The organism is Dactylosporangium sp. NPDC051541, from assembly GCF_044454505.1.
Lineage (GTDB): Bacteria > Actinomycetota > Actinomycetes > Mycobacteriales > Micromonosporaceae > Dactylosporangium.
The window spans coordinates 70,163-92,311 of the sequence record NZ_JBITDU010000027.1; the positions used below are offsets into that span (position 1 = coordinate 70,163).

General features: G+C 69.9%; 26 protein-coding genes. 13 read left to right on the forward strand and 13 right to left on the reverse strand.

Going from position 1 to position 22,149, the window contains the following annotated elements:
• Nucleotides 1–33 precede the first annotated feature (33 nt).
• Nucleotides 34–255: a hypothetical protein gene (locus ACIA8L_RS53505; protein WP_395917554.1), complete on the forward strand. Its 222-nt coding sequence runs from the start codon at nucleotides 34–36 to the stop codon at nucleotides 253–255.
• On the opposite strand, the gene ACIA8L_RS53510 is transcribed toward ACIA8L_RS53505, so the two are convergent.
• Nucleotides 205–567: a TraR/DksA family transcriptional regulator gene (locus tag ACIA8L_RS53510; RefSeq protein ID WP_395917556.1), complete on the reverse strand. Its 363-nt coding sequence runs from the start codon at nucleotides 565–567 to the stop codon at nucleotides 205–207. The genes ACIA8L_RS53505 and ACIA8L_RS53510 overlap by 51 nt on opposite strands.
• Nucleotides 568–686: 119 nt before the next feature.
• Between ACIA8L_RS53510 and ACIA8L_RS53515 the strand changes: the two genes are divergently transcribed.
• Nucleotides 687–1,058, forward strand: a complete 372-nt coding sequence (locus tag ACIA8L_RS53515; RefSeq protein WP_395917557.1) for an ATP-binding protein — start codon at nucleotides 687–689, stop codon at nucleotides 1,056–1,058.
• A 22-nt stretch (nucleotides 1,059–1,080) separates the two neighbouring features.
• Here the strand turns inward: ACIA8L_RS53515 and ACIA8L_RS53520 are convergent, their stop codons facing one another.
• Nucleotides 1,081–1,422 carry an STAS domain-containing protein gene (locus ACIA8L_RS53520; protein WP_395917558.1) on the reverse strand — a complete coding sequence of 114 codons (342 nt, stop codon included), beginning with the start codon at nucleotides 1,420–1,422 and terminating at the stop codon, nucleotides 1,081–1,083.
• 110 nt (nucleotides 1,423–1,532) lie between these two features.
• Here ACIA8L_RS53520 and ACIA8L_RS53525 point away from each other — a divergent pair, with 110 nt between their 5' ends.
• Together ACIA8L_RS53525 and ACIA8L_RS53530 are read left to right on the forward strand one after the other, a co-directional pair.
• A complete protein-coding gene (locus tag ACIA8L_RS53525; RefSeq protein ID WP_395917560.1) occupies nucleotides 1,533–2,756 on the forward strand; it encodes a PP2C family protein-serine/threonine phosphatase in 1,224 nt (407 codons plus the stop codon).
• The gene (locus ACIA8L_RS53530) at nucleotides 2,753–3,628 is read left to right on the forward strand and encodes a B12-binding domain-containing protein (RefSeq protein ID WP_395917561.1); all 876 of its coding nucleotides are present in this window, start codon (nucleotides 2,753–2,755) and stop codon (nucleotides 3,626–3,628) included. The genes ACIA8L_RS53525 and ACIA8L_RS53530 overlap by 4 nt, the downstream gene beginning before the upstream one ends.
• 541 nt (nucleotides 3,629–4,169) lie before the next feature.
• On the opposite strand, the gene ACIA8L_RS53535 is transcribed toward ACIA8L_RS53530, so the two are convergent.
• Nucleotides 4,170–4,865, reverse strand: a complete 696-nt coding sequence (locus tag ACIA8L_RS53535) for an HAD family hydrolase (RefSeq protein WP_395917563.1) — start codon at nucleotides 4,863–4,865, stop codon at nucleotides 4,170–4,172.
• 41 nt (nucleotides 4,866–4,906) lie between these two features.
• Between ACIA8L_RS53535 and ACIA8L_RS53540 the strand changes: the two genes are divergently transcribed.
• The 3 genes from ACIA8L_RS53540 to ACIA8L_RS53550 all read left to right on the forward strand — a co-directional run bounded on the left by ACIA8L_RS53540 (nucleotide 4,907) and on the right by ACIA8L_RS53550 (nucleotide 6,518).
• The gene (locus ACIA8L_RS53540) at nucleotides 4,907–5,086 is read left to right on the forward strand and encodes a hypothetical protein (protein WP_395917565.1); all 180 of its coding nucleotides are present in this window, start codon (nucleotides 4,907–4,909) and stop codon (nucleotides 5,084–5,086) included.
• 31 nt (nucleotides 5,087–5,117) lie between these two features.
• Nucleotides 5,118–5,984 carry a hypothetical protein gene (locus ACIA8L_RS53545; RefSeq protein ID WP_395917567.1) on the forward strand — a complete coding sequence of 289 codons (867 nt, stop codon included), beginning with the start codon at nucleotides 5,118–5,120 and terminating at the stop codon, nucleotides 5,982–5,984.
• Between the two features lie 78 nt (nucleotides 5,985–6,062).
• Complete coding sequence (locus ACIA8L_RS53550) at nucleotides 6,063–6,518, forward strand: MaoC family dehydratase (protein WP_395917569.1); 456 nt, start codon at nucleotides 6,063–6,065, stop codon at nucleotides 6,516–6,518.
• A 346-nt stretch (nucleotides 6,519–6,864) separates the two neighbouring features.
• Here the strand turns inward: ACIA8L_RS53550 and ACIA8L_RS53555 are convergent, their stop codons facing one another.
• From ACIA8L_RS53555 to fabG, 3 genes are read right to left on the reverse strand one after another with little or no spacing between them, the layout of a single operon-like run.
• The gene (locus ACIA8L_RS53555) at nucleotides 6,865–7,911 is read right to left on the reverse strand and encodes an acyl-CoA dehydrogenase family protein (protein WP_395917571.1); all 1,047 of its coding nucleotides are present in this window, start codon (nucleotides 7,909–7,911) and stop codon (nucleotides 6,865–6,867) included.
• A complete protein-coding gene (locus tag ACIA8L_RS53560) occupies nucleotides 7,908–9,077 on the reverse strand; it encodes an acyl-CoA dehydrogenase family protein (protein WP_395917572.1) in 1,170 nt (389 codons plus the stop codon). The genes ACIA8L_RS53555 and ACIA8L_RS53560 overlap by 4 nt, the downstream gene beginning before the upstream one ends.
• 11 nt (nucleotides 9,078–9,088) lie before the next feature.
• On the reverse strand, nucleotides 9,089–9,853 hold the full coding sequence (fabG, locus tag ACIA8L_RS53565) for a 3-oxoacyl-ACP reductase FabG (protein ID WP_395917574.1): 765 nt from the start codon (nucleotides 9,851–9,853) through the stop codon (nucleotides 9,089–9,091).
• Between the two features lie 181 nt (nucleotides 9,854–10,034).
• On the opposite strand from fabG, the gene ACIA8L_RS53570 reads away from it, so the two are divergent.
• The 4 genes from ACIA8L_RS53570 (at nucleotide 10,035) to ACIA8L_RS53585 (ending at nucleotide 14,825) form a co-directional block, all read left to right on the forward strand.
• The gene (locus tag ACIA8L_RS53570) at nucleotides 10,035–11,009 is read left to right on the forward strand and encodes a hypothetical protein (protein ID WP_395917575.1); all 975 of its coding nucleotides are present in this window, start codon (nucleotides 10,035–10,037) and stop codon (nucleotides 11,007–11,009) included.
• A gap of 573 nt (nucleotides 11,010–11,582) precedes the next feature.
• Entirely contained in the window at nucleotides 11,583–12,059 is a 477-nt protein-coding gene (locus ACIA8L_RS53575; protein WP_395917577.1) for a hypothetical protein, read from the forward strand.
• A 4-nt stretch (nucleotides 12,060–12,063) separates the two neighbouring features.
• Nucleotides 12,064–12,906, forward strand: a complete 843-nt coding sequence (locus ACIA8L_RS53580; RefSeq protein ID WP_395917579.1) for an endonuclease/exonuclease/phosphatase family protein — start codon at nucleotides 12,064–12,066, stop codon at nucleotides 12,904–12,906.
• Between the two features lie 170 nt (nucleotides 12,907–13,076).
• Nucleotides 13,077–14,825: a VWA domain-containing protein gene (locus ACIA8L_RS53585; protein ID WP_395917581.1), complete on the forward strand. Its 1,749-nt coding sequence runs from the start codon at nucleotides 13,077–13,079 to the stop codon at nucleotides 14,823–14,825.
• A 3-nt stretch (nucleotides 14,826–14,828) separates the two neighbouring features.
• Here ACIA8L_RS53585 and ACIA8L_RS53590 read toward each other — a convergent pair whose 3' ends face one another.
• Genes ACIA8L_RS53590 through ACIA8L_RS53600 form a run of 3 tightly spaced genes read right to left on the reverse strand, consistent with a single transcriptional unit; the run spans nucleotide 14,829 to nucleotide 18,954 of the window.
• Nucleotides 14,829–15,635, reverse strand: coding sequence for a TrmH family RNA methyltransferase (locus tag ACIA8L_RS53590; protein WP_395917601.1), 807 nt, complete (start codon nucleotides 15,633–15,635; stop codon nucleotides 14,829–14,831).
• Nucleotides 15,635–18,139: a valine--tRNA ligase gene (valS, locus tag ACIA8L_RS53595; RefSeq protein ID WP_395917582.1), complete on the reverse strand. Its 2,505-nt coding sequence runs from the start codon at nucleotides 18,137–18,139 to the stop codon at nucleotides 15,635–15,637. Before valS ends, ACIA8L_RS53590 begins: the two co-directional genes overlap by 1 nt.
• 26 nt (nucleotides 18,140–18,165) lie before the next feature.
• A complete protein-coding gene (locus ACIA8L_RS53600; protein WP_395917584.1) occupies nucleotides 18,166–18,954 on the reverse strand; it encodes an SDR family oxidoreductase in 789 nt (262 codons plus the stop codon).
• Nucleotides 18,955–18,964: 10 nt separating this feature from the next.
• On the opposite strand from ACIA8L_RS53600, the gene ACIA8L_RS53605 reads away from it, so the two are divergent.
• Nucleotides 18,965–19,282: a hypothetical protein gene (locus ACIA8L_RS53605; protein ID WP_395917586.1), complete on the forward strand. Its 318-nt coding sequence runs from the start codon at nucleotides 18,965–18,967 to the stop codon at nucleotides 19,280–19,282.
• Nucleotides 19,279–19,605 carry a CopG family transcriptional regulator gene (locus ACIA8L_RS53610; protein WP_395917588.1) on the forward strand — a complete coding sequence of 109 codons (327 nt, stop codon included), beginning with the start codon at nucleotides 19,279–19,281 and terminating at the stop codon, nucleotides 19,603–19,605. Before ACIA8L_RS53605 ends, ACIA8L_RS53610 begins: the two co-directional genes overlap by 4 nt.
• Here the strand turns inward: ACIA8L_RS53610 and ACIA8L_RS53615 are convergent.
• Genes ACIA8L_RS53615 through ACIA8L_RS53630 form a run of 4 tightly spaced genes read right to left on the reverse strand, consistent with a single transcriptional unit; the run spans nucleotide 19,570 to nucleotide 21,775 of the window.
• Nucleotides 19,570–20,217, reverse strand: a complete 648-nt coding sequence (locus tag ACIA8L_RS53615) for a hypothetical protein (RefSeq protein WP_395917590.1) — start codon at nucleotides 20,215–20,217, stop codon at nucleotides 19,570–19,572. The two genes, ACIA8L_RS53610 and ACIA8L_RS53615, sit on opposite strands and share 36 nt — an antisense overlap.
• Entirely contained in the window at nucleotides 20,214–20,720 is a 507-nt protein-coding gene (locus ACIA8L_RS53620) for a hypothetical protein (protein WP_395917592.1), read from the reverse strand. Before ACIA8L_RS53620 ends, ACIA8L_RS53615 begins: the two co-directional genes overlap by 4 nt.
• 58 nt (nucleotides 20,721–20,778) lie before the next feature.
• On the reverse strand, nucleotides 20,779–21,258 hold the full coding sequence (locus ACIA8L_RS53625) for a hypothetical protein (RefSeq protein WP_395917593.1): 480 nt from the start codon (nucleotides 21,256–21,258) through the stop codon (nucleotides 20,779–20,781).
• Nucleotides 21,259–21,292: 34 nt separating this feature from the next.
• The gene (locus ACIA8L_RS53630; RefSeq protein ID WP_395917595.1) at nucleotides 21,293–21,775 is read right to left on the reverse strand and encodes a hypothetical protein; all 483 of its coding nucleotides are present in this window, start codon (nucleotides 21,773–21,775) and stop codon (nucleotides 21,293–21,295) included.
• Nucleotides 21,776–22,149: the final 374 nt, after the last annotated feature.

The window sequence follows — 22,149 nt, forward strand, 5'->3', positions numbered from 1 at the left end:
ACTTTAGCCAGCGAACGACGCTAGGGAGGCCGGATGAGCGATGACGCACTGCGCGCCACTGTCACCACGGCCGCCCACGACCTGTCGAACGCCATCGGGGCGGTCCTCAACTACACGACGTTCCTCGCCGAGGACCTCGCGCAGACCGGGTCGGCGCCGGACTACCTGCCGCACCTGCAGAGCGCGGCCGAGCGGGCGCTGATCCTAGTAACGGGACTCACTGCGGCTCTTGCAGGAGACGCAGAGCGTGACTGACGGGAATGCGGCCAGGCGCGCCACCGGAATCTCACCGTGACACGTCTCACACGTGCCGTAGTGCCCGGCGTCGAGGCGCTCCAGCGCCCGCTCGACCTGCTCCATGCGGCTGCGGAACGACTCCGCGAGGACGAACTCCTGCTCGCGGACGAACGCCTTGTTGCCGAGGTCGGCCACGTCGTCACCGGAGTCGACGACGCCCGCGAGGGTCATCTCGGCCACCGTCGCGACGTACTCCGCCTCGAGCTCCTCGCGGCGCCCGATCAGCGCGGTGCGAATGTCCTGGGTACGGGTCTCTGGGTAAACGAGCATCGTCGGGCCCCCCGGCGTCGTGGCGGTAAGTCGTCGATCAGTGGCTTCCGGTGTGCCCACGGGTGGAGTCGCGCAAACCTGACTGTTTTTTGTAAGCGCCACAGGGCACCATGAATACCGTGGAAGGGGATTCGATCCAGGTCGACGTGCCGGCGGGCCAGTCCCGCACGGCCCGCCGCGTGATCACCCAGGCGCTTGACGGCTGGGGTCTGCCGCAGCTCACCCGCTGCGCGGTCATGGTCGGCCACGAGCTCGTCGCCAACGCGCTCCGCCATGGCCTGCCGCCGGCCGTCCTGCGGCTCCTGCGCCGCGGCGACACGCTCATCATCGAGGTCGGCGACAGCAGCGACCAGGTGCCGCGGATCGCCGAGATCGACAACCTGACCAGCACCTCCGGCCGGGGCATGCAGATCGTCAACGCCCTGGCCCGGGCCTGGGGCGTCCGCCCGCACCAGGGCGGCAAGACGGTCTGGGCCGAGATCGCCGTGTAGGCAGTACCCCCGGATCAGGGGTTCAGTTTGCCACCGGCTCGTTGGTGATCGGCAGGATCTGGTCCAGCCCCGTGATCTCCAGCGTGACCCGCACGTCCTCGTTGGGGTTGGCCACGACCAGCGTCGCGCCCGCGTTCTTCGCCCGCCGCCAGCAGCCGACCAGCGTGCCCAGGCCGCTGGAGTCGATGAACGACAGGTGCGTCAGGTCGATGACGACGTCCGTCGCCCCCGCCTCCAGCTCGTTCACCACGGCCGTGAGCAGGCTCGGAGCCGAGTCGAGGTCCAACTCCCCGGTCAGCACCACCTGCACCCGGCCCTCATGTCGGCGGGTTTCCAGCTCCCAGATCGCCTCGTCGTCAACCACCAGGGCTTCCTTTCCTGACTCACTGGTCAACAGTCTGGGGTACCCAATCGGTGGAGTTCAAACGCACGGCCAGGTTGCCCTCGATCGGCTGGCGCGGAACACTCGGTGACATGCGTGCCGCGTACCTGGTCGAGGCCGGACGCCAGGTGTCCGGATCCCTCAACCTGGTGCACACGGTCAGACGCTCGCTGGCGGCGTGCGTCCCCGAGCTCGCCGACTGGGCCCAGCTCATGATCGTCACGCGCGGTGAGGCCACCTACACATCGCTGCTCGACGGTGGCGTCCCCACTGCGGCCCGCCGCCCGATCCCGTCGGCCTCCCACGCCCGCCTCCTCATCACCGGCCGCACCGAGCTCCTCCACGTCGGCCTCGACGGTGTCACCGCCGACGGCCTGACCGCACTCGTCCCCGACGATGCCATGCGCGGACAGGTCTCAGCCCTGCGCCCGGCCGACGTTCTGGGTGTGCCGCTGACGGCTCGCGGTACCACCTTCGGCACTCTGACCTTGGCCCGGCGCGCCGGGCTCGGCTTCGACACCGAGGACATCCGGCTCGCCGAAGAGCTGGCCGTCCGGATCGCGCTGGCCGTCGACGCCGCCCGCCGCTACACCGAACGCTCCCATGTCGCGTCCGTCCTGCAGGACAGCCTCCGCCCGCCGGAGCTGCCGAAACTACGCGGCGTCGAACTGGCCGCCCGCTACCGCCCCGCGGCCGGCGACGCCGAGATCGGCGGCGACTTCTACGACGTCTGGGGCGGCGACGACGACTGGGCGTTCACCCTCGGCGACGTCTCCGGCAAGGGCGTCGAGGCGGCCGTCGTCACCGGCCAGGCCCGGCACACGGTCCGCGGCGCCTCGGCCGTCGACCGCTCCCCCGCGGCCGTCCTCGGCGCGCTCAACACGATGCTGGCCGGGACGACCTCCGGGCGGTACGTCACCGCCCTCTACGGCCGGGTCACCCCCACCCCGGGCGGCCTCCGGGTCGAGCTGGCCTCGGCCGGCCACCCGCCACCGCTGCTGCTGCGCCCCGACGGCACCGTCACCCCGATCCCGGTCCGCGGCCTGGCCGCCGGCCTCGTCGAGGGCGTCACCTACGAGCCGGCCACCGTCGACCTCGCCCCCGGCGACACCCTCGTCCTCTACACCGACGGCGTGACCGAGGCCGGCGGGCGCAGTGTCCGCGAGGGCACCCGCCGGCTCACCGCCCTCGTCCAGCACTACGCCGAGGCGGGCGTGGAACCGTTGGTCGAAGCCGTCGAAATCGCGGTCGTCGAAGGCACCGGCGCCGCCCAGCGCGACGATTTGGCGGTGCTGGCCCTGCGGGCGGCCGGATGACGCAGCGGGGGTACTTCCAGTGCCTGGCCGACCGCGACAGCGCTGGAGCACTGCGTCTGTGCACCGAGCTGGTCGACGCCGGCCAGAGCCCGGTCGACGTCTTGCTGGACGTGGTCGCTCCGGCCCAGACGCAGGTCGGCCTCCGCTGGGCCACCGGCGAGTGGACGGTCGCCCACGAGCACGCCGCCACCGCGATCAGCGAGTCGGTGACCATAGCGTTGGGCGCCCGCATCCCGCAGCCCACCAACCCCCGCGGCCACGTGGTCCTGGCCTGCGCCGAACGCGAGTGGCACGGCCTGCCGGCCCGCCTGGTCGGCTACGCGCTGCAGGAGGCGGGCTGGCGCACCACGTTCCTGGGCGCCTCGACCAGCCCCGCCCAGTTCGCCCGCTTCCTGGACGACGTGGACGCCGACGCGGTCGCCATCAGCTGCTCGGTAGCCGCCGCCCTGCCGGCCGCCCGCCGCATGATCGACGCGTCCCGCGAGGTGGGCCTCCCGGTCCTGGTCGGCGGCGGAGCGTTCGGCGCGGACGACACCAGGGCCAAGTCCTTGGGCGCGACCGCCTGGGCCCGCGACGCGAGAACCGCGGTCCTGGCCCTGGCGGCGATAACCCCACCACCGCCGGACCACACGCTCACCCGCCGAGCCGCCGGCCTGGACGAGCATGCGGAACTGGTCCTGAGATTCGCCGAGTTCCGCGAACAGGCCCGCAACCGCTGGCCCGGCGACTCCGCTTTGGCCGAAGACGCCGTGGACCACGCCCTGCACTCCCTGTCAGCCACCCTCCTGACCGACGACCCCGCCTGCTGCACGAAGCAAACGACTGGCTCACCGCCCTCTACCAGTCCCGCGGCGAAGACCCCACCGTCGTGAAGGCCCTATGGCTAGCCCTGCTCAACACAGTCGGCGAACCCCTCCCCGAAGCCTCCCGCCACCTGTCCCCCTTGGCCCGATAACCACAGCCCCCAGGGCTCACACCCCGCCAACCAGCCGGCCGCCGCAGATGTTCACCGCCGCCGAATCCAACCGGGCGGACCGTCCATTCATCGAGCAGAGCGATCCCATGCCCATCAGCCCCAGCGCAACGCCGAAGCCGCCAACCCAAAGTCGCCGCGGCGCAGAGGGCGGCCGTTGTTCTCGTTCGACCCGCGTTGCCGTGGCGAGTTCCCGTCGCAACGCACCTCGCCGCCGATGGCCTTAACCGGATAAGTCGGGCGCTACGCACCCCGCTTCGCTCGACTTATCCGACTTATCCCCCGTCAGGCGATAAATGCGAAAAGTCCAGGACACGAAGTGTTCGGACTTTTCGTCCCCACGGCCGGTCTCGGCTCGGCCCAGCCGGTCTCAGCTCGGCCCAGCCGGTCTCAGCCCGGCCCAGCCGGTCTCAGCCCGGCCCAGCCGGTCCTGGCTCTGCTCAGCCGGTTTCAGCCAGCGCCTTGCGGAAAGCGCTCGTCAGCGCCTCATCCAGATGATCGAGGAGATCCTGCGGGTCCTCGTAGATGGCGGCCGCCCCGTGGTCCAGGAGTTCGGCTGCGCACAGGCCGCCGCTGGTCAGGCCGATGCACGGGATGGCGAGCTTCGAGGCCGCGTGCACGTCCCACACCGAGTCGCCCACGAAGACCGTCTCGTCGGCGGACAGGCCTGAGCGGTCCAGTGCCACCTCGAGGATGTCCGGGGCCGGCTTGCTCTCCGAGGCGTCGTCAGAGCTTGTCACGGCGGTCAGGGCGCTGTCGACGTCGAGGCAGCGGAGGAGGGCGTCCAACTCGGGGCGGGAAGCGGAAGTGGCCAGTACCACTTTGAGGCCCCTGTCGGCACACGTGCCGAGGAGCTGGCGGGCTCCGGGCAGCGGGCGCAGGGCCGGCCAGTTGGGGGCGTAGAGCGCCGAGTGCGCGGCCCGGAGGTCGTCGTCGGCGGACGAGTCGTGGTCGGGGCCGAGCAGTGCGTCGAGGATCTTGTCGGAGCCCATGCCGATCGCGCGGTGGATGCGGGCCATCGGCACGTCGTGGTCGTGCTGGCGGAGGGCCTGCCACCAGGAGACGGCGTGCAGGTACACGCTGTCGACGAGGGTGCCGTCCACATCAAAGAGCACACCGGTCACGGGTTTGGTCATGTGCGGCTCATACCCAGTCGGCCAGGGGGTATCACTAAGCCATGACCGAGTCCGATCGCGCGGTCGTCGTCGTCGAGTCGTTCCCCGGGTTCGAGCCGGACGACCTCGGCGACTTCGCCACCGAGCACTGCAGTGTCACGCTGGCCGAGCAGCTGGCCGGCGGCCCCGAGCACGCCCGGGAACGGGAGAGTCCGCGGGGCCTCGCGGGCATGGATGAGTAAAGACATCACTATTGGGGCATGACCCGGGGGCATGGAGTCCGTCCGTGACGCCCTCGGCGACATTGTCCGATTTGTCCCATCGTTGCTGCTGTTCGTGGTCATCCTGCTGGTCGGCTGGCTGATCGCGACACTGGCCCGCACCGCGGTGCACAAGCTGCTCGACCGGCTCGGGTTCCACCGGCTCACCGAGCGTAGCGGCATCGGCCGAGCCCTCGAGAACGCGAAGACAAATGCGAACGACCTGCTGGCCAAGCTGGTGTACTACGCGCTGCTGCTCTTCACCCTGCAGATCGCGTTCGGTGTGTGGGGCCCCAACCCCGTCTCCGAGCTCATCGACAGTGTCGTCCGCTGGCTGCCGCGGGCCGTCGTCGCCGTCGTCATCGTCGTGGTCGCCGCGGCCATCGCGGCCGGCGTGCGGGACCTGGCCGCCGGCGCGCTGGGCGGCCTCGCCTACGGGCGCGGGCTGGCCGCGGTGGCGTACTGGTTCATCCTGGGCCTCGGCGTGATCGCCGCGCTCAACCAGATCGGCATCGCCACCGCCGTCACCACCCCGGTGCTCATCGCCGTGCTGGCCACGGTGGCCGGCATCCTCATCGTCGGGGTCGGCGGCGGCCTGGTCCGCCCGATGCAGCAGCGCTGGGAGGGCTGGCTCGGCCGGATGGAGCAGGAGGCCCCCGAGGTCTCGGCCCGGCTGCAGGCGGCGGCCGCGGCACGGCGGGAGGAGCAGGCGGCCGCTTCGGTGGCGGCGCCGGCTCAGGCTGTACCCCCGAGAATTGTTCCTCCGACGCCCGGCCCGATCCCCGGTCTCGATGTGCCGACGGTCGTGGTGCCTCAGCCGTCGCCCGACGACACCGTCGTCATTCCGCCGCAACCGGGGCGGGATGAACGACCGCAGTAAATCGGCACCTGATCCAAGTTGCTCACAAAGCGGCCGGTCCCCTTGCAAGTGGGGGCCGGCCGTTTGAGTATCAGGACCATGCGGACCTTTGCGAGCGCGGGCGAACTGTTGGCGGCGGTCGGCGAGCACCTCGGCTACAGCGAATGGCAGGAGATCTCGCAGGAGCGGGTCAACCTGTTCGCGGAAGCGACCGGCGACCACCAATGGATTCACGTCGACCCGGAACGCGCCGCGTCGGGCCCGTTCGGCACGACGATCGCGCACGGCTTCCTGACCCTTTCCCTGCTCCCGACGCTGGTATCACAGATCTATCGCGTCGAGAATGTCCGCATGGGCATCAACTACGGCCTGGACCTGGTCCGTTTCCCGGCCCCGCTGCCGGTCGGCGCGAAGGTCCGCGCAGGCCTCGAACTGCTGGTCGCCGACGACAAGGGCGACGGCTGGGTTCAACTGAAGAACCGCGTGACAATCGAGCGCGAGGCCCACGACAAGCCCGTCTGCGTAGCCGAATCCCTGACCCGACTGCTGATCTGAAAGCGCCTTTCGACGAACGCCCAAAGCGAAAAGCGAAAGCCAGAAGCGAAAAGCCAAAGACCGAAAAGCCAAAAGCGAAGAAGAGGATTCCGGAGCCGCTTCGCTCCCGCCCCGGGCAAGGGGCTCCGCCCCCTGCACCCCGGCCAAGCTCACGCCACCACCGCAGCGCCCATCCAACCGGCGATCGCCCGCCCGATCTCGTCCGTGAGTCCTCCTGCACGAAGTGGACCCCCGGCACCGTCACCTCCACCGGCGCGGCCAGCAGTGACGCTGCGCTGATCTGGAAGCGCAAAGCTCGGCCGCCAGCCCTGCGCACAGGTCAGGGCGGGCGGCCGTTTGAGCGGTGTCAGGCTGGGAGGTCGACCAGTCCGGCCAGGTGGGCGCGGTGTTGTGCGGCCGAGCCGAGCGCTACGGCGTTGGCGCGGGCGCGCTTCAGGTACCAATGGGCCGGGTGTTCCCACGTGAAGCCGATGCCGCCGTGCAGTTGGACGCACTCCTCGGCGGCCTTGACCGCGACCGGGGAGCAGAACGCCTGGGCCAGGGAGGCGGCGACGGGGAGGTCGGGGTCGTCGTTGGCCAGGCAGTCGGCGGCGTAGCGGGCGACCGCGCGGGCTTCGGTGACCGCGATCCACAGGTCGGCCAGGCGGTGTTTGACGGCCTGGTAGGAGCCGATGGCGCGGGCGAACTGGCGGCGGGTTTTCGCGTATTCCACCGTTGTTGTCAGGCACCACTCGGCGATCCCCAGCTGCTCCGACGCCAGCATCGCGGCCCCGGCCAGGAGGGCGCGGGAGACCAGCGGGGAGGCGTCGGGGGCGACCAGGCGGGCCTCGGCGGCGTCGAAGGTGAGGTCGGCTACCGGGCGGGTCAGGTCCAGCGAGACGACCGGGGTGCGCTTGACCGACTCGACCGCGAACAGGCCGGCCGTGGTGGGGACCAGGAACACGTCGGCGGTCAGGGCGTCGGCGACCGTGGTGACAGTACCCGAAAGATGGGCATCTGCCGCGTTAACAGTCCACTGTGGACTCTCCCAGGTGGACAGTGGAACGGCCAGGGTCGCGGTTCGGGTGCCTCCGGCCAGCTCCGGCAGCAGTGGGTCGTCGGCCGGTAGGGCGGCGGTGGCCAGGACCGCGCTGCCCAGGAACGGGACCGGGGCCACGAAGCGGCCCAGCTCCTCCATCACCACGGCCGTCTCCCGCCACGAGGCGCCCGCACCGCCGGCCGCCTCCGGGACCGGCAGGCCCGCGAAGCCCAGGTCGGCGGCGAGCGTGCGCCACAGCTTGAGGTCCACCGGGTCCGGAGACTCCAGGCGGGAGAGGTCCACCCGGTCCGACAGCAGGGAGCGTACGGACGCGCGGAGGTCCTCTTCGATCGAGGAGTACAGGAGGTCGGTCACTTCGGCAGGTCCTTCCACGCGATGTCCTTGTCCGCCCGCTGCTCCGGCGGCAGGCCCAAAACCCGTTCGGCCACGATGTTGCGCAGGATCTCCGACGTGCCGCCCTCGATGGAGTTGCCTTTGGCCCGCAGGTAGCGGTAACCGGCGGTACGGCCGGCGAAGTCGACAAGCGTCGGGCGGCGCAGGGTCCACTCGTCGTGGCGCAGGCCCTCCTCGCCGAGCAGGTCCAGCTCCAGGCCCGAGATCTCCTGGTTGAGCCGGGCGAAGAGCAGCTTCGACGCCGAGCCCTCGGGGCCGGGCTGGCCGGCCGCGAGCTGCTGGCGGAGGCGTACCCCGGTCAGGCGGGCCGCCTCCGCCTGCACCCACAGCTCCAGCAGCTGGGCGTGCAGTCCGGGCGAGTGCAGCTCCGGGCGCTGCCGCCACAGGTCGGCCACGATGCCGATCGTGCCGCCCTCGCGCGGGATGGCCTGGCCGCCGATCGAGACGCGCTCGTTCATGAGCGTGGTCTGCGCGACCGCCCAGCCTTCGCCGACTGCACCGAGGCGGTCCGTGTCCGGGATCCGCACGCCGGTGATGAAGACCTCGTTGAACTCCGCCTCCCCGGTGATCTGGCGCAGCGGCCGCACCTCCACGCCGGGCGCGGTCATGTCCAGCACGAAGTAGGTCATCCCGCGGTGCTTGGGCACGTCGGGGTCCGTGCGGGCGATCAGGATCGCCCAGCGGGCCTCGTGGGCCATCGACGTCCACACCTTCTGGCCGTCGACGACCCAGTCGTCGCCGTCGCGGACCGCCCGGGTGGCCAGGCCGGCGAGGTCGGAGCCGGCGCCGGGCTCGCTGAAGAGCTGGCACCACACCTCCTCGCCGGTCCACAGCGGGCGGAGCCACCGCTGCCGCTGCTCGTCGGTGCCGTGGCGCAGGATCGTCGGCGCGGCCATGCCCAGGCCGATGCCGATGCGGCGCGGGTTGTTCTCGGGCGCGCCCGCGTCGGCGAAGACCTGGTCGACCGCGGCCTGCTCGGCGCGGGGGCGGCCGAGGCCACCGAGGCCGGGCGGGTACTGCACCCACGCCAGCCCCGCGTCGAACCGTGCCCGCAGGAACTCCAACGGGTCGGTGGCCGCGGCATCATGACCGGCGAGAAACTCCCGGGCGAGGTCCGCTGTGTTCAAGGCATGCCCCTCTAGTTCAGTGGCCCGCCGGCCACGTAGATGACCTGGCCGGACACGAAGCCGGCGCCGTCGCTGACGAGGAACGAGATCGTGTGCGCGATGTCCTCGGGCCGCCCGACGCGGCGCACCGGGATCTGCTCGGCCGCGCCCTTCTGGAACGTCTCGAAGTCGACCTTCATCCGGGCCGCCGTCGCCGCGGTCATGTCGGTGGCGATGAAGCCGGGCGCGACCGCGTTGGCGGTGACGCCGAACGGGCCGAGCTCGATCGCCAGGGTCTTGGTGAAGCCCTGCAGGCCGGCCTTGGCGGCGGAGTAGTTGACCTGGCCGCGGTTGCCGAGGGCCGAGGAGGAGGACAGGTTGACGATCCGGCCCCACTTGGCCTGGGTCATATGGGCCTGCGCGGCCCGGCTCATCAAGAATGCCCCGCGCAGGTGTACTCCGATGACGCTGTCCCAGTCGCCGTCGGTCATCTTGAACAGCAGGTTGTCGCGGATGATGCCGGCGTTGTTGACCAGCACGACGGGCGGGCCGAGCTCGTCGGCGGTCCGCGCGACGGCCGCGGCGACCTGGTCGGCGTCGGCGACGTCGGCACCGATGGCGATGGCCCGGCCGCCGGCCCCGGTGATCTGCTCGACGGTGGCCTTGCAGGCGGTCTCGTCCAGGTCGAGCACGGCGACGGCGTGCCCGTCGGCGGCGAGGCGGATGGCGGTGGCGGCTCCGATGCCGCGCGCGGCGCCCGTGACGATGGCGACGCGATTGAGTTCAGAAGAAGTCACGTCTCCGATCCTCGCGCGTGAGACAGGGTCTCGAAAAGTATGCACTACGAGTGCACATTTCTGGAAGGCTCGCCGACCGGCGGAAAAATCGCAGTTTCGGCCCGGGAACCGTTCAGGTGCGGCACGGTTGCGCCGATGTTCGAGGCGTCGCACGGATGAGACAGCACAACGGGGGGCACGGATGAACGGCAAGACGATCACCAAGGCGCTGACCATCGCCGGTCTGACCGGCATCGCCGGCCTGACGAGCCTCCTCAACAGCACCACCGCCCACGCGGCCACCACCGGCACCGAGACGGTCGCCTACGTCCGGGCCGGCGCGATCTACAAGAGCACCGGCGCCACCGAGGTCCGGCTCACCGCCGACGAGGGCAACGCCCGCCCCCGGTTCAACCCGGACGGCACGAAGCTGGCGTACCTCCACAACGGCACGGTCTGGATGATGGACGCCAACGGCGAGCACCAGCACCAGGTCAGCGACCGCCCCGCCGGCGGCCCGGCCTGGTCGCCCGACGGTCAGTCGCTCGCGTTCGCGGCCCTGTCCTGCACCGGCGGCCCCGGCGTCTTCCGCGTCGCCGCCACGGCCACCAGCACCAGCGCGGCCGACGAGCCGCTGTTCCCGCAGAGCTGCCGCGACCAGGCCGCCCCGCAGGTCGCCCGGGCCGAGTCCACCGAGGCCGAGACGCCGGCCGCCAACCTGGTCGACCGCCTCCGCACCGACGACGCCGTGGCCTGGTCCCCGGACGGCACCCAGATCGCCTTCCGCGGCGGCGAGTGCGAGAGCATCGCCGACAACTGCCTCAGCATCGGTACCGTCGCCACGGGCGGCGAGCGCGCCATCGACGTCTACGGCGGCGGCGGCAACGGCACCAGCGGCTTCGGCGTGGTCCCGGCCTGGAGCACCGACGGCAAGAAGGTCGCCTGGACCAGCTACGACGCCGACGGCAAGGCGGTCGCGGTCACCGAAGCCGACACCACCGGCGCCAACCGCCACCAGGTGGGCAAGGCCGACGACCGCGAGATGGTCTACGCCGGCACCGGCACGGGCGTCCTGACCGCCGCGTACAACGGCCACTCCTGGGTCACCGCCGTCAACCTCGCAACCGGCCGGCGCACCCCGCTCCACCAGGGCTCCCAGCCGACCGTCGCCCCGTAACCCACTCCCAGACCCATCGGACGGCCCGCCTCACGAGGCTCCCGCACCACGACGCTCCCGCACCACGACGCTCCCGCACCACGACGCTCCCGCACCACGACGCTCCCGCACCACGACGGTCGGCACCACGACGCTCCCGCACCACGACGGTCGGCACCACGACGCTCCCGCACCACGACGGTCGGCGCCCACGAGGCCCCAGATATGTCGGACGCTCCGCGCAACGACATATCCGATTTATCCCCCGACAGGGGAAAAGCAACCACAGCTCCCACTGCGGCGACCAGCTTTGATACGAAATTTCGTGATAAATGCGGAGAAGTCGTGACGCGCCAGCGTCATGAGTTCTCCGCATTTATCGTGTTTCGGCCGGAACCAACCAGCATCATGACGACTATGAGCCACAGGTGGTTTCCTTCCGTATTACTTTGCGCTGCTGCACTCGTCGGCGGCTGCGGCAGTGACGGAAGCCCGGCCGCCGCCCCCAGCGCCTCGTCAAGCCCGGGAAAACTGCTCCAAGCAAAAGATCTTCCTGGGGGGTACTCCCTCAGCCCGCCCGATGCCACCCCGGAAGTGAGTGCGGCCAGCAGCCCCAGCGTCCAGGGGTGCGACGAGGTGCTCGATTATTTCCGCGACGGTAGCCCGGCGCCCGGGGCCGAGGTGGCGCGGTTCGAGGCCGGCGACACCGGGCCGTTCCTGGCCGAGAGCCTCAGCCGCCGGCCGTCGCGGCTCGCCGAGCAGGCCAAAGCGTGCCAGAGCTTCACCGACACCGACGGTAACGGGGCCACGACGAACGTCCGCGTCTCGGCCGTCCCCGACTTTCCGAGCCTCGGCGCGGACGAGGCGGACGAGACGGACGAGCAGGTGTACGCGATGACGGCGGGCGGTGGCGCCGGGGACGACGCCTACGCCCTCAGCGGTTATCTGGTCGAGGTCCGGGTCGACGGCCTGACCTGCACGATTGTGCACTTCGGGCAGCCGGGCGTCGACCGGGCGGAGACGGAGACGATCGCTCGGGCGGCGGTGGACAAGATCCGGCGGCCAAAATAGGGCTATGCGGCTCGGGACGTTCAACCTCATGCACGGACGCTCCATCACCGACGGGCTGGTCGAGACCGGCCGGATCGGGGCGGCGATGGCCGGGCTCGACGCCGACGTACTCGGGCTGCAGGAGGTCGACCGGGCCCAGCCGCGCAGCGGACATGCGGATCTGACCCGGCTCGCGGCCGACGCGCTCGGCGCCGGGCATGCGATGTTCGTGCCGGCTGTCGTCGGTACCCCCGGAGAAGCTTTCAGGGCCGCGACCGACGCGGACGCCGACGGGGCGGACCCGCACTACGGCGTGGCGTTGATCAGCCGCTTTCCGGTGCTCGAGTGGCGGATCACCCGGCTGCCGGCGGCGCCGCTGCGCGCACCCATCCTGATCCCAGGACCGCCAAAGCGGCCTGCACCTGCCAACGCCGGACCTACGCGAATGCGCATGATGCTGCTTGACGACGAGCCGCGGGTCCTGCTGGCCGCCGTGGTCGCGACGCCGATCGGGCGGATGACGATCGCGACGACCCACCTGTCGTTCGTGCCGGGCTGGAACGTGCGGCAGTTGCAGCTGGTGCGCCGGGCCCTGCGGGCGCTGCCGGCCCCGCGGGTGCTGCTGGCCGACCTGAACCTGCCGGGCGGGCTGCCGCGGCTGTTCTCCGGGTGGCATCGGCTGGCGGGGGTACCGACGTATCCGTCGCCGGCCCCGCAGGTGCAGTTCGACCATGTGCTGGCCGACCGGCGCGGGTTCGAGCGGCTGCCCCGGGTCGTCGACGTGGCCAGTCCCCGCCTGCCGTTCTCCGACCATCGGCCGCTGATTGTGACCCTGCGTGGTCGTCCCGGCACGCTCTCGCTCGACTAGTTCGGATCTTCACCGCGCGTAAGCGGTGGCGATTGCGAAGCGTGCTCGGATAACTACGATTCTTCGGCGCCTTGTAGATTGGGCGTTCGTTTGTTGGGATGCGTACCGTCAGTGATTTTCAACCGAAGGTATGCCGCCGCGAAGGCCGTCGGTCCGGAGGATAGAGAGCCGTGAAGAAAGGTCGCCACCGCCCATCGGGCTCGTCGGGCGGCGCGCTGAAGCTGGGCGCCGCCGCTGTCGCTGTTCTCGTGGTCCTCGCCGGCAGCTGGTACGCGTTCAACAAGTACAACAAGCCGTCCTGCGGCACCGCACAGGCCAAGCTCACCATCGGCGCGCCCGCGGAGCTCTCGCCCGCGATCAAGGCGCAGGCCGGCGACTGGGCCGAGGCCGCCAAGAACAACGGCAACTGCGTCGACATCGAGGTCCTCGACGAGGACCCGGCCGACGTCGCCGCCGCCCTGGCCGGCAAGTCCAGCAAGACGCTGACCGGCGTCGGGCAGCCCAACGGCAAGACCCGCATCCCGGACGTCTGGGTCGCCGACTCGTCGCTGTGGCTGCAGCGGCTCCGCGCGGTCGACCAGAAGACGGTCCCGGCCGGCGCGCACTCGATCGCCATGAGCCCGGTCGTGCTGGCCATGCCGGAGCCGATCGCGCAGACGTTCGGCTGGCCGCAGAAGAACGTCACCTACGCCGACCTGCTGGCCAAGGTCGCCACCGACGCGAAGGTCAAGGTCGGCATCACCGAGCCCAGCCGCGACGCGACCGGCCTCGGCGGCCTGCTCACGCTGGCCGCGGTCGCGGCCGCGTCCGGTGGCGGCAACGCCCAGCAGGCCACCCAGACCGCGACGCAGGCGCTGCGGGCGCTGGCCGCCGGGCGATCGTCGGTCGAGTCCGACCTGATGCAGAAGTTCCCCAAGGGCAGCGACCCGACCACGCTCGGCACCAGCCTGACCGTGGCCCCACTGTCCGAGCAGGCGATCATCCAGTACAACGGGCAGCAGCCGGCCGTCCGCCTGGCCGCCCTCTACACCGACCCGGCCGCGCCGCCGCTGGACTACCCCTACGTCACCCTGAGCGCCGACAAGACCGGCATCGCCGACGAGCTGCTCAAGTCGCTGCAGACCCAGACGTTCCGCGACAAGCTCGGCGCGATCGGCCTGCGCGGCGCCGACGGGGCGCCCGGCAAGGGCTTCGTCTCCCCGGCCAACGCCCCCGGCGCCCTGGCCGCCGCGGCACCGCAGCTGCCGGACGCCGCGACGGTCGAGGGCCTGTTGACGAAGTGGCAGGCGATCACGCTCCCGGCCCGCATGCTGGCCGTCCTCGACATCTCCGGCTCGATGCTCGAGCCGGTGCCGACGGCCGGCAACGCGACCCGCATGCAGGTGACGCTCGAGGCGGCCCGCAAGGGCCTGTCGCTCTTCGACGACTCCTGGGCCCTGGGCGTGTGGGAGTTCTCCACGCTGCTCGACGGCAACAAGGACTACAAGGAGCTCGTGCCGATCGGTCCGCTGATCAGCAACCGCCCCGCCTGCCTGCAGGCCCTGGGCCAGATCCAGCCGAAGAAGACCGGCGACACGGGCCTCTACGACACCATCCTGGCCGCCTATAAGCGGGTGCAGAGTGGCTACGAGAGCGGCCGGGTCAACTCGATCATCGTCATGACCGACGGCGCCAACGACGACCCGGCCGGCGGCCTGAAGATCGAAGAGCTCATCGCCCAGCTGAAAGCCGCGCAGGACCCGGCCAAGCCGATCCAGATGATCCTGATCGGCATCGGCGACAAGGTCGGCGAGGCCCAGATGCGCCAGATCACCGACGCGATCGGCGGCGGCACGTTCGTCGCACCGGACCCGGCGAAGATCGGCGACATCTTCCTGCAGGCCATCGCGCTGCGCGGCCAGGTCACGCAGCCGAAGTAACCCTCACCAGCGCGACTTCGCCGCCTGCGCTTCGTAGAGCAGGATCGAGGCGGAGACGGAAACGTTCAGCGAGTCGCCGGACCCGAGCATGGGGACGGCGACTCGCTGGTATCCGCGGCCGTACCAGCCCTTCGCGATGCCGTAGCGCTCGCTGCCGACCACGAGTGCCGTGCGCCCGGCGTAGTCGGCCTGGCGGTAGTTGATCGCCTCGTCGGTGTCGGCCAGCAGGACGGTGAAGCGCCGCGACTCCAGCCAGGCCACGGCTTCCTCGACGGTTTCATATTCCAGTGTGGGTACCGTCAGAATCGTGCCCTGGCTGGCCCGGATGACCTTCGGATGGGTCAGCCTGGTCTTGCGATTGGTCAGCACGAGCGCGTCGGCGCCGCAGGCGTCCAGTGAGCGGATCAGCGTGCCCAGGTTGCCGGGAATCTCCAACCCGTCGGCCACCAGAATCAGCGCCGTCTTGCCGAAGCGCAGGTCGCGCTCGTCCCAGCGGGGTAGCGCGGCCAGTGACAGCAGGCCGTCGGGCTTGTCGCGCTCGGAGATCTTCTCCAGGGTGCGCTGGGAGATGCGGAACGAGCGCTCGGCCCGCTCCGCGATCTCTTCGGCCCGCTTGTGGGCCTCGTCGGCGTAGATCGCCTCCGGGCACCAGAAGAACGTGTCGATCGGGGCCCCGGCCTCCAGCAGCATGTTGTGCGCCCACAGCCCTTCGGCGACGAACAGCTTGTAGCGGTTCGGGGCCGTGTTGTTCTGGATGTGCTGCACCTGCCGGACGGCCGGGTGTTGGAGCCCGATGGCCTGAAGTTCCATCACAGGCTGACGGTAGCCGACAGCTCCTCCGCTTCGGAGATGGCCCAGTCCCGGACGTTGCCGGCCGCGGTCAGATCGGCCTTCACCGTCTGCAGGGTGCCGACCGGGCCGGCCACCTCGAGCCTCGCCACCTCGGCCTTCATCGACTGCTGGGCGGCCGACTTGGCCCGCCGGATCTCGGTCAGCACCGCGGCCGCGACCACGAACGGCGCGGTGTCGGCCGGTGTCGGGGCCTGCGGCCAGGGCGCCCGGTGCACCGAGCCCTCCTGCCACCAGGACCAGACCTCCTCGGCCACATACGGCAGGAACGGCGCGAACAGCCGCTGCACCGCCGACAGAGCCACGGCCAGCGCGGACCGGGCCGAGTCCACTTCGGACGGTGCCGCCTCGCCGTAGGCGCGGGCCTTCACCAGCTCCACGTAGTCGTCGCAGAAGGTCCAGAAGAACTGCTCGGTGACCTCGAGCGCGCGGGCGTAGTCGAACGTCTCGAGCGCGGCCGTCGCCTCACTGACCACAGTGGACAAGGCACCGATGAGCGCCCGGTCGACCGGTTCGGTCACCTTCGCCAGGTCCGGCTGGCCGCTCTGGCTCCGGTCCTGCAGCCCCAGCACGAACCGGCTCGCGTTGAGCAGCTTCACCGCCAGCCGCCGGCCCACCTTGAACTGGTTGACGTCCAGCGCGGTGTCCACGCCGCGGCGGGCGCTGCCGGCCCAGTAGCGGACCGCGTCCGCGCCGAACCGCGCCACGAAGTCCGGGGGCGAGTCCTTGGCGTTGTCCTTGGACTTCGACAGCTTCTTGCGGTCCGGGTCGAGGATCCAGCCGGCGATCGCCGCGTGCTTCCACGGCAGCACCCCGTGCTCGAAGTGCGAGCGCAGCACGGTGGTGAACAGCCAGGTCCGGATGATCTCGTGGGCCTGCGGCCGCATCGCCATCGGGAACACCAGGTCGAACAGCTCCGGGTCGTCGAGCCAGCCGCCGGCGATCTGCGGGGTCAGCGACGACGTGGCCCAGGTGTCCATGACGTCCGGGTCGCCGATGAACCCGCCCGGCTGTCCGCGGTCGATCTCCTCGAAGCCGGCCGGCGTGTCACTGCTCGGGTCCATCGGGAGGGACTCCGGGACGATCGGCTCGTCGTACACGGGGTTGGCGTCGGCGTCCAGGCGGTACCACAGCGGAATCGGCACCCCGTAGAAGCGCTGACGGCTGATCACCCAGTCGCCCGTGAGCCCCTCCACCCAGTGCTCGTATCGTGACCGCATGTGCTGCGGCTCCCACTCGAGCTCGCGGCCGCGCTCCAGCATGGCCTCGCGCAGCTCGGAGGTCCGGGCGCCGTTGCGGATGTACCACTGCCGGGTCGCCACGATCTCGACCGGCCGGTCACCCTTCTCGTAGAACTTCACCGCGTGCGTGATCGGCCGCGGCTCCCCGTCGAGCTCACCGGAGCTGCGCAGCAGGGCCACGATCTTCTCGCGGGCCTGGTTGACGGTCAGCCCGGCCACGGGCGCGTAAAGGTCCTCGTCCACGCCCTCCGGCGGCTGCAGCCCGAGCCGTCCGTTGCGCTGCATGACCGTGCGGGTCGGCAGGTCCAGCTCGCGCCACCAGATCACGTCGGTCAGGTCGCCGAACGTGCACACCATCACCAGTCCGCTGCCCTTCTCAGGATCGGCGAGACGGTGTGGCAGCAGTGGGACTTCCACATTGAAGAGGGGCGTTTTGACGGTACCGCCGAAATGCGCTTTGAATCGAGCGTCTTCCGGATGCGCCACCAGAGCCACGCACGCGGGCAGCAGCTCCGGCCGGGTGGTCTCCACGAAGAACTCGCCGAACCTGATCCGGTGATAGGCCCCCGGCCGCTCCCGGTCCTCCAGCTCGGCCTGCGCCACCGCCGTGCCGAACGACACGTCCCAGAGCGTCGGCCCGTCCAGGGCATACGCCTCCCCGCGGGCCAGGCTGTTGAGGAACCCGCGCTGGGCGGTGGCCCGGGCCCGGGTGCCGATGGTGGTGTAAAGGTAATTCCAGTTGACGGAGAGCCCCATGAGCTTCCACAGGTGCTCGTAGGACTGCTCGTCGATGGCGGTCTGGCGCTGGCACAGCTCCACGAAGTTGCGCCGGCTGACGTGGACGCGGTCCTTGCCTTTGTCACCCTGCGCCGGCGGCTCGAAGTCGGGGTCGTAGGGCAGCGTCGGGTCGCACTGCACACCGAACGTGAGCTGCACCCGCCGCTCGGTCGGCAGCCCGTTGTCGTCCCACCCGATCGGGTAGAACACGTCCCGGCCGCGCATGCGCTGGTATCGCGCCACGATGTCGGTCTGCGTGTAGGAGAACACGTGCCCGATGTGCAGCGCCCCGCTCACGGTCGGCGGCGGCGTGTCGATCGCGAACACATTGGCCTTGTCGGCGGTGCGGTCGAAGTCGTAGATGCGCTGTACCTCCCATACCCGCGCCCACTTCTCCTCGAGACCGTCGAGACTGGGGCGCTGCGGAATGCGATCGGTATCAGGCATGCATCCGATGCTATGGGTTCGCTATGTCAAAGACCTCTCAATTCCTTTGGCCGACGCCCGGTCAGCGTCTGTACGTCCTGGGTGACCTCGGCCAGCTCCCCGTTGGCGATCGCCTGGTAGGACGTCACCCACCCGGCGACCTCGAAGTCGGGCGCCCCGTAGTGGGCCCGCGACGCGTACGCCTCCTCGACGGTCTCCGGGACGTAGGTCAGCCCGAGGATCTCGGCCGCCTCGTGCAGGGTGAACGCTTCCGGCCCGGTCAGGGTGTACGTCTTACCGTCGTGCGTCGCCGGGTCGTCCAGGACGGCCACGACGGCCGCCGCGACGTCGTCGTAGCTGACCGCGGCCACGCGCCCGTCGCCGGCCGGCCCCTTGATCACTTTCCGCTCGTCGGCGAGCCGCGGGATCATCTCGAGGTACATGTTGTCGCGGAGGAACGTGAACGCGAGCTCGGTCTCCCGGATGTACCGCTCCGTGTGCCAGTGGTCCCGCCCGAACGTGAACGTGCAGTCCTTGGCCGCCCCCGCGAACGACAGGTAGACGATCCGCTGCACCTGGGCCTGCACCGCCGCGTCGATCGCACTTTTGTGCTGCCGCAGCCGGTCGGGATGTTCGCGCCCGGACACGAGGAACAGGGTCTCAGCGCCTTGCAGCGCCTGTGTCATGGCCGATGTATCGCTGTAATCCGCGACTTTTACCGTTTTCTCGGTTTGGTCCAGTTTTGCGGGATCTCGCACCAGCAGTGCATGCGGCCGATGCAGCAGCTTCGCGACCCGCCCGCCAACCTGCCCCGACGCTCCAGTAACCACGATCATGCTGCCAGTATTGCGCGCGCTGGACGGTTGTAGGACGGGCGTCGTACATTGGGGTATGCCCTACCGCTGGTGGCCGGCGACCTTGGCGGCCCTCAACGGCATAGACCCGCTGGAAGCACTCCAGGCTTTGAACGCCGACCGCCGCCTACCGAGAGCGGGCATGGCGTTGGACCTCCCGGTCCTCAGCGTGTGGGCACGCACGGAGGCAGGACGCCCACTGATCGTCGTCCTGCGGCACGAAGGCGGCCTGGAGTGGCTGATCGTGGGCGCGCTGGACATGACGCCCGCACAGGTCGCCGAGTTCGAAGCATGGGAGGCCGGCCAATGACCCCAGCAACCCCAGCAACTCCCCCCAGCGACGACCAGCTGGACGCCTTGGCGTTCGCGGTGGCCGCCGGAAACATCACCTACACCGACACCCCGGCCGCCCTCCCCCCGAAGCCGGACGGCGAGACGATGGCGGTCTACTCGGTCCGTCTCCCCACCGACACCGCCGAGCAACTGGCCACCATCGCCAGACGCCGCGGCGTGAAGCCCTCCACCTTGATGCGCCAGATGATCGAACAGTGCCTGGCCACCGAGGCCGACGACCACCCGATCTCCCTGTCCGACGCCCTACGCGCCCTGACCACCCTCCGCCGCCTGGCTTGAGGCGTCCGCCGCAGCGGTCGTGGGATCGACCGCGGGCGGCCGCGTGGTGGTCGGCGGCTGCGTCGTCGCCGGCGGCGCTTGCGTGGTCGCAGGCGGGTTCGTCGTGGTTGCTGCAGCGGGCGCCTGCACATTAGCCGTCGGCGTGCTCGTCGGAGTCGGCGTCACAATCACCAGCTCAGCGTTTCCGGTCACCTTTGGACCCGTGACCTGCACTGCTTCGCTGCGCAGCCCTTCGGCTCCATGCCAGAAGGCTCCGAGCACCGGCTCTACGGTGTAGTTCCACTTCTTTCCGTGGTCGACCGCCTTGTCCACGCAGCTGGTGCTCACAGGCGTCGAAGAACTCCCACAGGCCGTTTGACGGGGCGCCTTTCCGTTCTGATACCGCCAAACCCGATACAGCGCCGGCGACGACCTGGTCCACGAAACCGTCACATCGCTGCCCTCCGCGCTGACTGTCGGCTGCGGCCCGGTCCCGAGCTTCCCAGCCTTGACGCTCACCGTGAACGTCGTACGGTTCACACTCCACGAAGCAAGCGCCCCCGTAGCACCGACGATGCAAATCACCACCGCCACGGCCACCAGCAGCGGAAGCTTGACCCGCGGGTACTTCATCGCCCCACCTGAGATCCAGTGGCCAGCAACGTAATGGTGAACGTCGTGTTCTGGCACGCGTTGGAGACCGTGTTCGGCATGAACAGGGGCAGCGACCCCGTCGCTCTGTGCTCGTGCGCCTTGATGACCAACCCCGACTGCCCCGGACTCTCCCACCGCCGCACCACCAGGTTCTGCGGGGTCGGCGCGCAGCCCGCCCGTGAAGTCCGGGTCACTCGCCCGGACACATCGGAGATCCGCACATCGGTCCGCCCAACGTTCGACACCACGATGGCCAGCGACTTGACTGCTCCTGGGTAAAGCCCTCGTACCGGCGGCGCTTCGATCGAGAGCGCGGTCTGCCCGTTACCGGCCGCCCACGACGAATCCCACCCGTCACCCCACGTGACCACATGATGCTCGAGGTCCAACTGCAACCCGCCACCCGACGCATCGGCTCGCGTGAGCACCCCACCAAGCAGGCCACACACGAGCGCCGCGGCCGAGACGAGCCCTTTGTTCATCAAAGTCCTTCAGTCCGGCGGGTGTGACGAGCGGCGACCCGCCACACCCGAAGCAACCTCAACCGCTAGTGCCGAACAGACTTACCGGAATGCCGAACTGCGCACCTTGACACGCATTGCCGGCTTCTGGACTCATCCAAATCGCCCTCGGCACCGTGAACTCTTTCTCCTCATTGACCAGGAGGTGGACGTTGACGGCGAATGTGTCGTCATCCCTCGTCGTGTCGAGCAGCGACCCCGGACATGCCGCATGCCCCGCGTCCGTCGTGATCGGCTTCGACGTCCGCGTGACGCGCGTGATGGTGACCGGAAAATGGTTTCCATTCCGGACCCGGATCACCATGTCGGCGGATCCACCCGGATAAAGCAACGTCGACGGTGCTGTCGTCGCCGATACCACCGCGATCGGCACCGCGGTTTCCGCCTGGGCCTGCGAGGAGCCGGCACCGCGAATGCTCCAGGCGGCCCATGCGATACTTCCGGCCCCGATGGCCAGTATCGGTACAACAATCAGGCCTGCCCGCAGAAGCTTACGCACGATTTCTCTCCTCGCCGATGAGCGCTCGAGCTAATCAGGCTGCGCTGACGCCAGTACCGCCGGCGAGGTCGACCGTGAAGGTGGCGCCCTGGCAGCCGTCCGCCGCGTCGTTGATCATCTTCAGCGTCCCGAACGCGGCGTTGTTGGCCGTACCAGGGGTGCTGCCGCTGGCCGGGCCGATGCCGACCGCGCCGCCGGCCGTGAAGATGACGTTGGTCGAAGCGCAGGTTCCGGTTCCACCGGTGACGGTGATCGCAGGGGTCGCGGGAGCCGTGTAGTTGACCGGGAACGGATTCGGGTTCGAAGCGGTCGCCCGCACATCCACCGTCGCGCCCGGATACAGCGTGCCAACGGTCGTGTTGCTGAAGCTGACCGGCTGAGCCGTGCTCGCCGAGGCACCCGCGGAACCGGAGCCGGTGATGGTCCACGCGGCGTAGGCGATGCCGCCGGCGAGGGCAACGGCGGAGACCGTGCCGATGACGGCCGTGCGCTTGGTGATCCGAGACGCGATTCCCATGAACAAAGTCCTCCCAGGTGTGATCGGCCGGGCGTAACGCCAGCCGAATTACGTCGATAAAGATGACAGGAGGAACAAGGTCCTAACCATGGGGAAAACATTCCGCCATTCGCGTTCGAACGCGGCAGTGGGGCGGCGACACGTCTTACCCCGATCGGATTAATCGGGGAGCGGCGGCAAGGTGCCAGGATTCCGGTCCACGCTGGGCATACCACACGGTGCTCGAAATTTGATTCGCGATATGCGCTGTCGGCCGTTCATAGGAGGGTTTCCGGCTAGTACTCCAGCCCGGGTTCGAGATGTAGATGGCTGGCGATGGGCCGGTTGGGTGTGGTGCTGGTCGGCGCGGCGGCGGGCATGGTGACGGCCGCCGC

Bases quoted from the DNA above. Each gene is read 5' to 3' on its own strand.
- ACIA8L_RS53505 (WP_395917554.1), top strand. From the start codon at position 34: ATGAGCGATGACGCACTGCGCGCCACTGTCACCACGGCCGCCCACGAC.
- ACIA8L_RS53510 (WP_395917556.1), bottom strand. From the start codon at position 567: ATGCTCGTTTACCCAGAGACCCGTACCCAGGACATTCGCACCGCGCTG.
- ACIA8L_RS53525 (WP_395917560.1), top strand. From the start codon at position 1,533: ATGCGTGCCGCGTACCTGGTCGAGGCCGGACGCCAGGTGTCCGGATCC.
- ACIA8L_RS53530 (WP_395917561.1), top strand. From the start codon at position 2,753: ATGACGCAGCGGGGGTACTTCCAGTGCCTGGCCGACCGCGACAGCGCT.
- ACIA8L_RS53535 (WP_395917563.1), bottom strand. From the start codon at position 4,865: ATGACCAAACCCGTGACCGGTGTGCTCTTTGATGTGGACGGCACCCTC.
- ACIA8L_RS53540 (WP_395917565.1), top strand. From the start codon at position 4,907: ATGACCGAGTCCGATCGCGCGGTCGTCGTCGTCGAGTCGTTCCCCGGG.
- ACIA8L_RS53545 (WP_395917567.1), top strand. From the start codon at position 5,118: ATGGAGTCCGTCCGTGACGCCCTCGGCGACATTGTCCGATTTGTCCCA.
- ACIA8L_RS53550 (WP_395917569.1), top strand. From the start codon at position 6,063: ATGCGGACCTTTGCGAGCGCGGGCGAACTGTTGGCGGCGGTCGGCGAG.
- ACIA8L_RS53570 (WP_395917575.1), top strand. From the start codon at position 10,035: ATGAACGGCAAGACGATCACCAAGGCGCTGACCATCGCCGGTCTGACC.
- ACIA8L_RS53580 (WP_395917579.1), top strand. From the start codon at position 12,064: ATGCGGCTCGGGACGTTCAACCTCATGCACGGACGCTCCATCACCGAC.
- ACIA8L_RS53590 (WP_395917601.1), bottom strand. From the start codon at position 15,635: ATGGAACTTCAGGCCATCGGGCTCCAACACCCGGCCGTCCGGCAGGTG.
- valS (WP_395917582.1), bottom strand. From the start codon at position 18,139: ATGCCTGATACCGATCGCATTCCGCAGCGCCCCAGTCTCGACGGTCTC.
- ACIA8L_RS53600 (WP_395917584.1), bottom strand. From the start codon at position 18,954: ATGATCGTGGTTACTGGAGCGTCGGGGCAGGTTGGCGGGCGGGTCGCG.
- ACIA8L_RS53610 (WP_395917588.1), top strand. From the start codon at position 19,279: ATGACCCCAGCAACCCCAGCAACTCCCCCCAGCGACGACCAGCTGGAC.
- ACIA8L_RS53615 (WP_395917590.1), bottom strand. From the start codon at position 20,217: ATGAAGTACCCGCGGGTCAAGCTTCCGCTGCTGGTGGCCGTGGCGGTG.
- ACIA8L_RS53620 (WP_395917592.1), bottom strand. From the start codon at position 20,720: ATGAACAAAGGGCTCGTCTCGGCCGCGGCGCTCGTGTGTGGCCTGCTT.
- ACIA8L_RS53630 (WP_395917595.1), bottom strand. From the start codon at position 21,775: ATGGGAATCGCGTCTCGGATCACCAAGCGCACGGCCGTCATCGGCACG.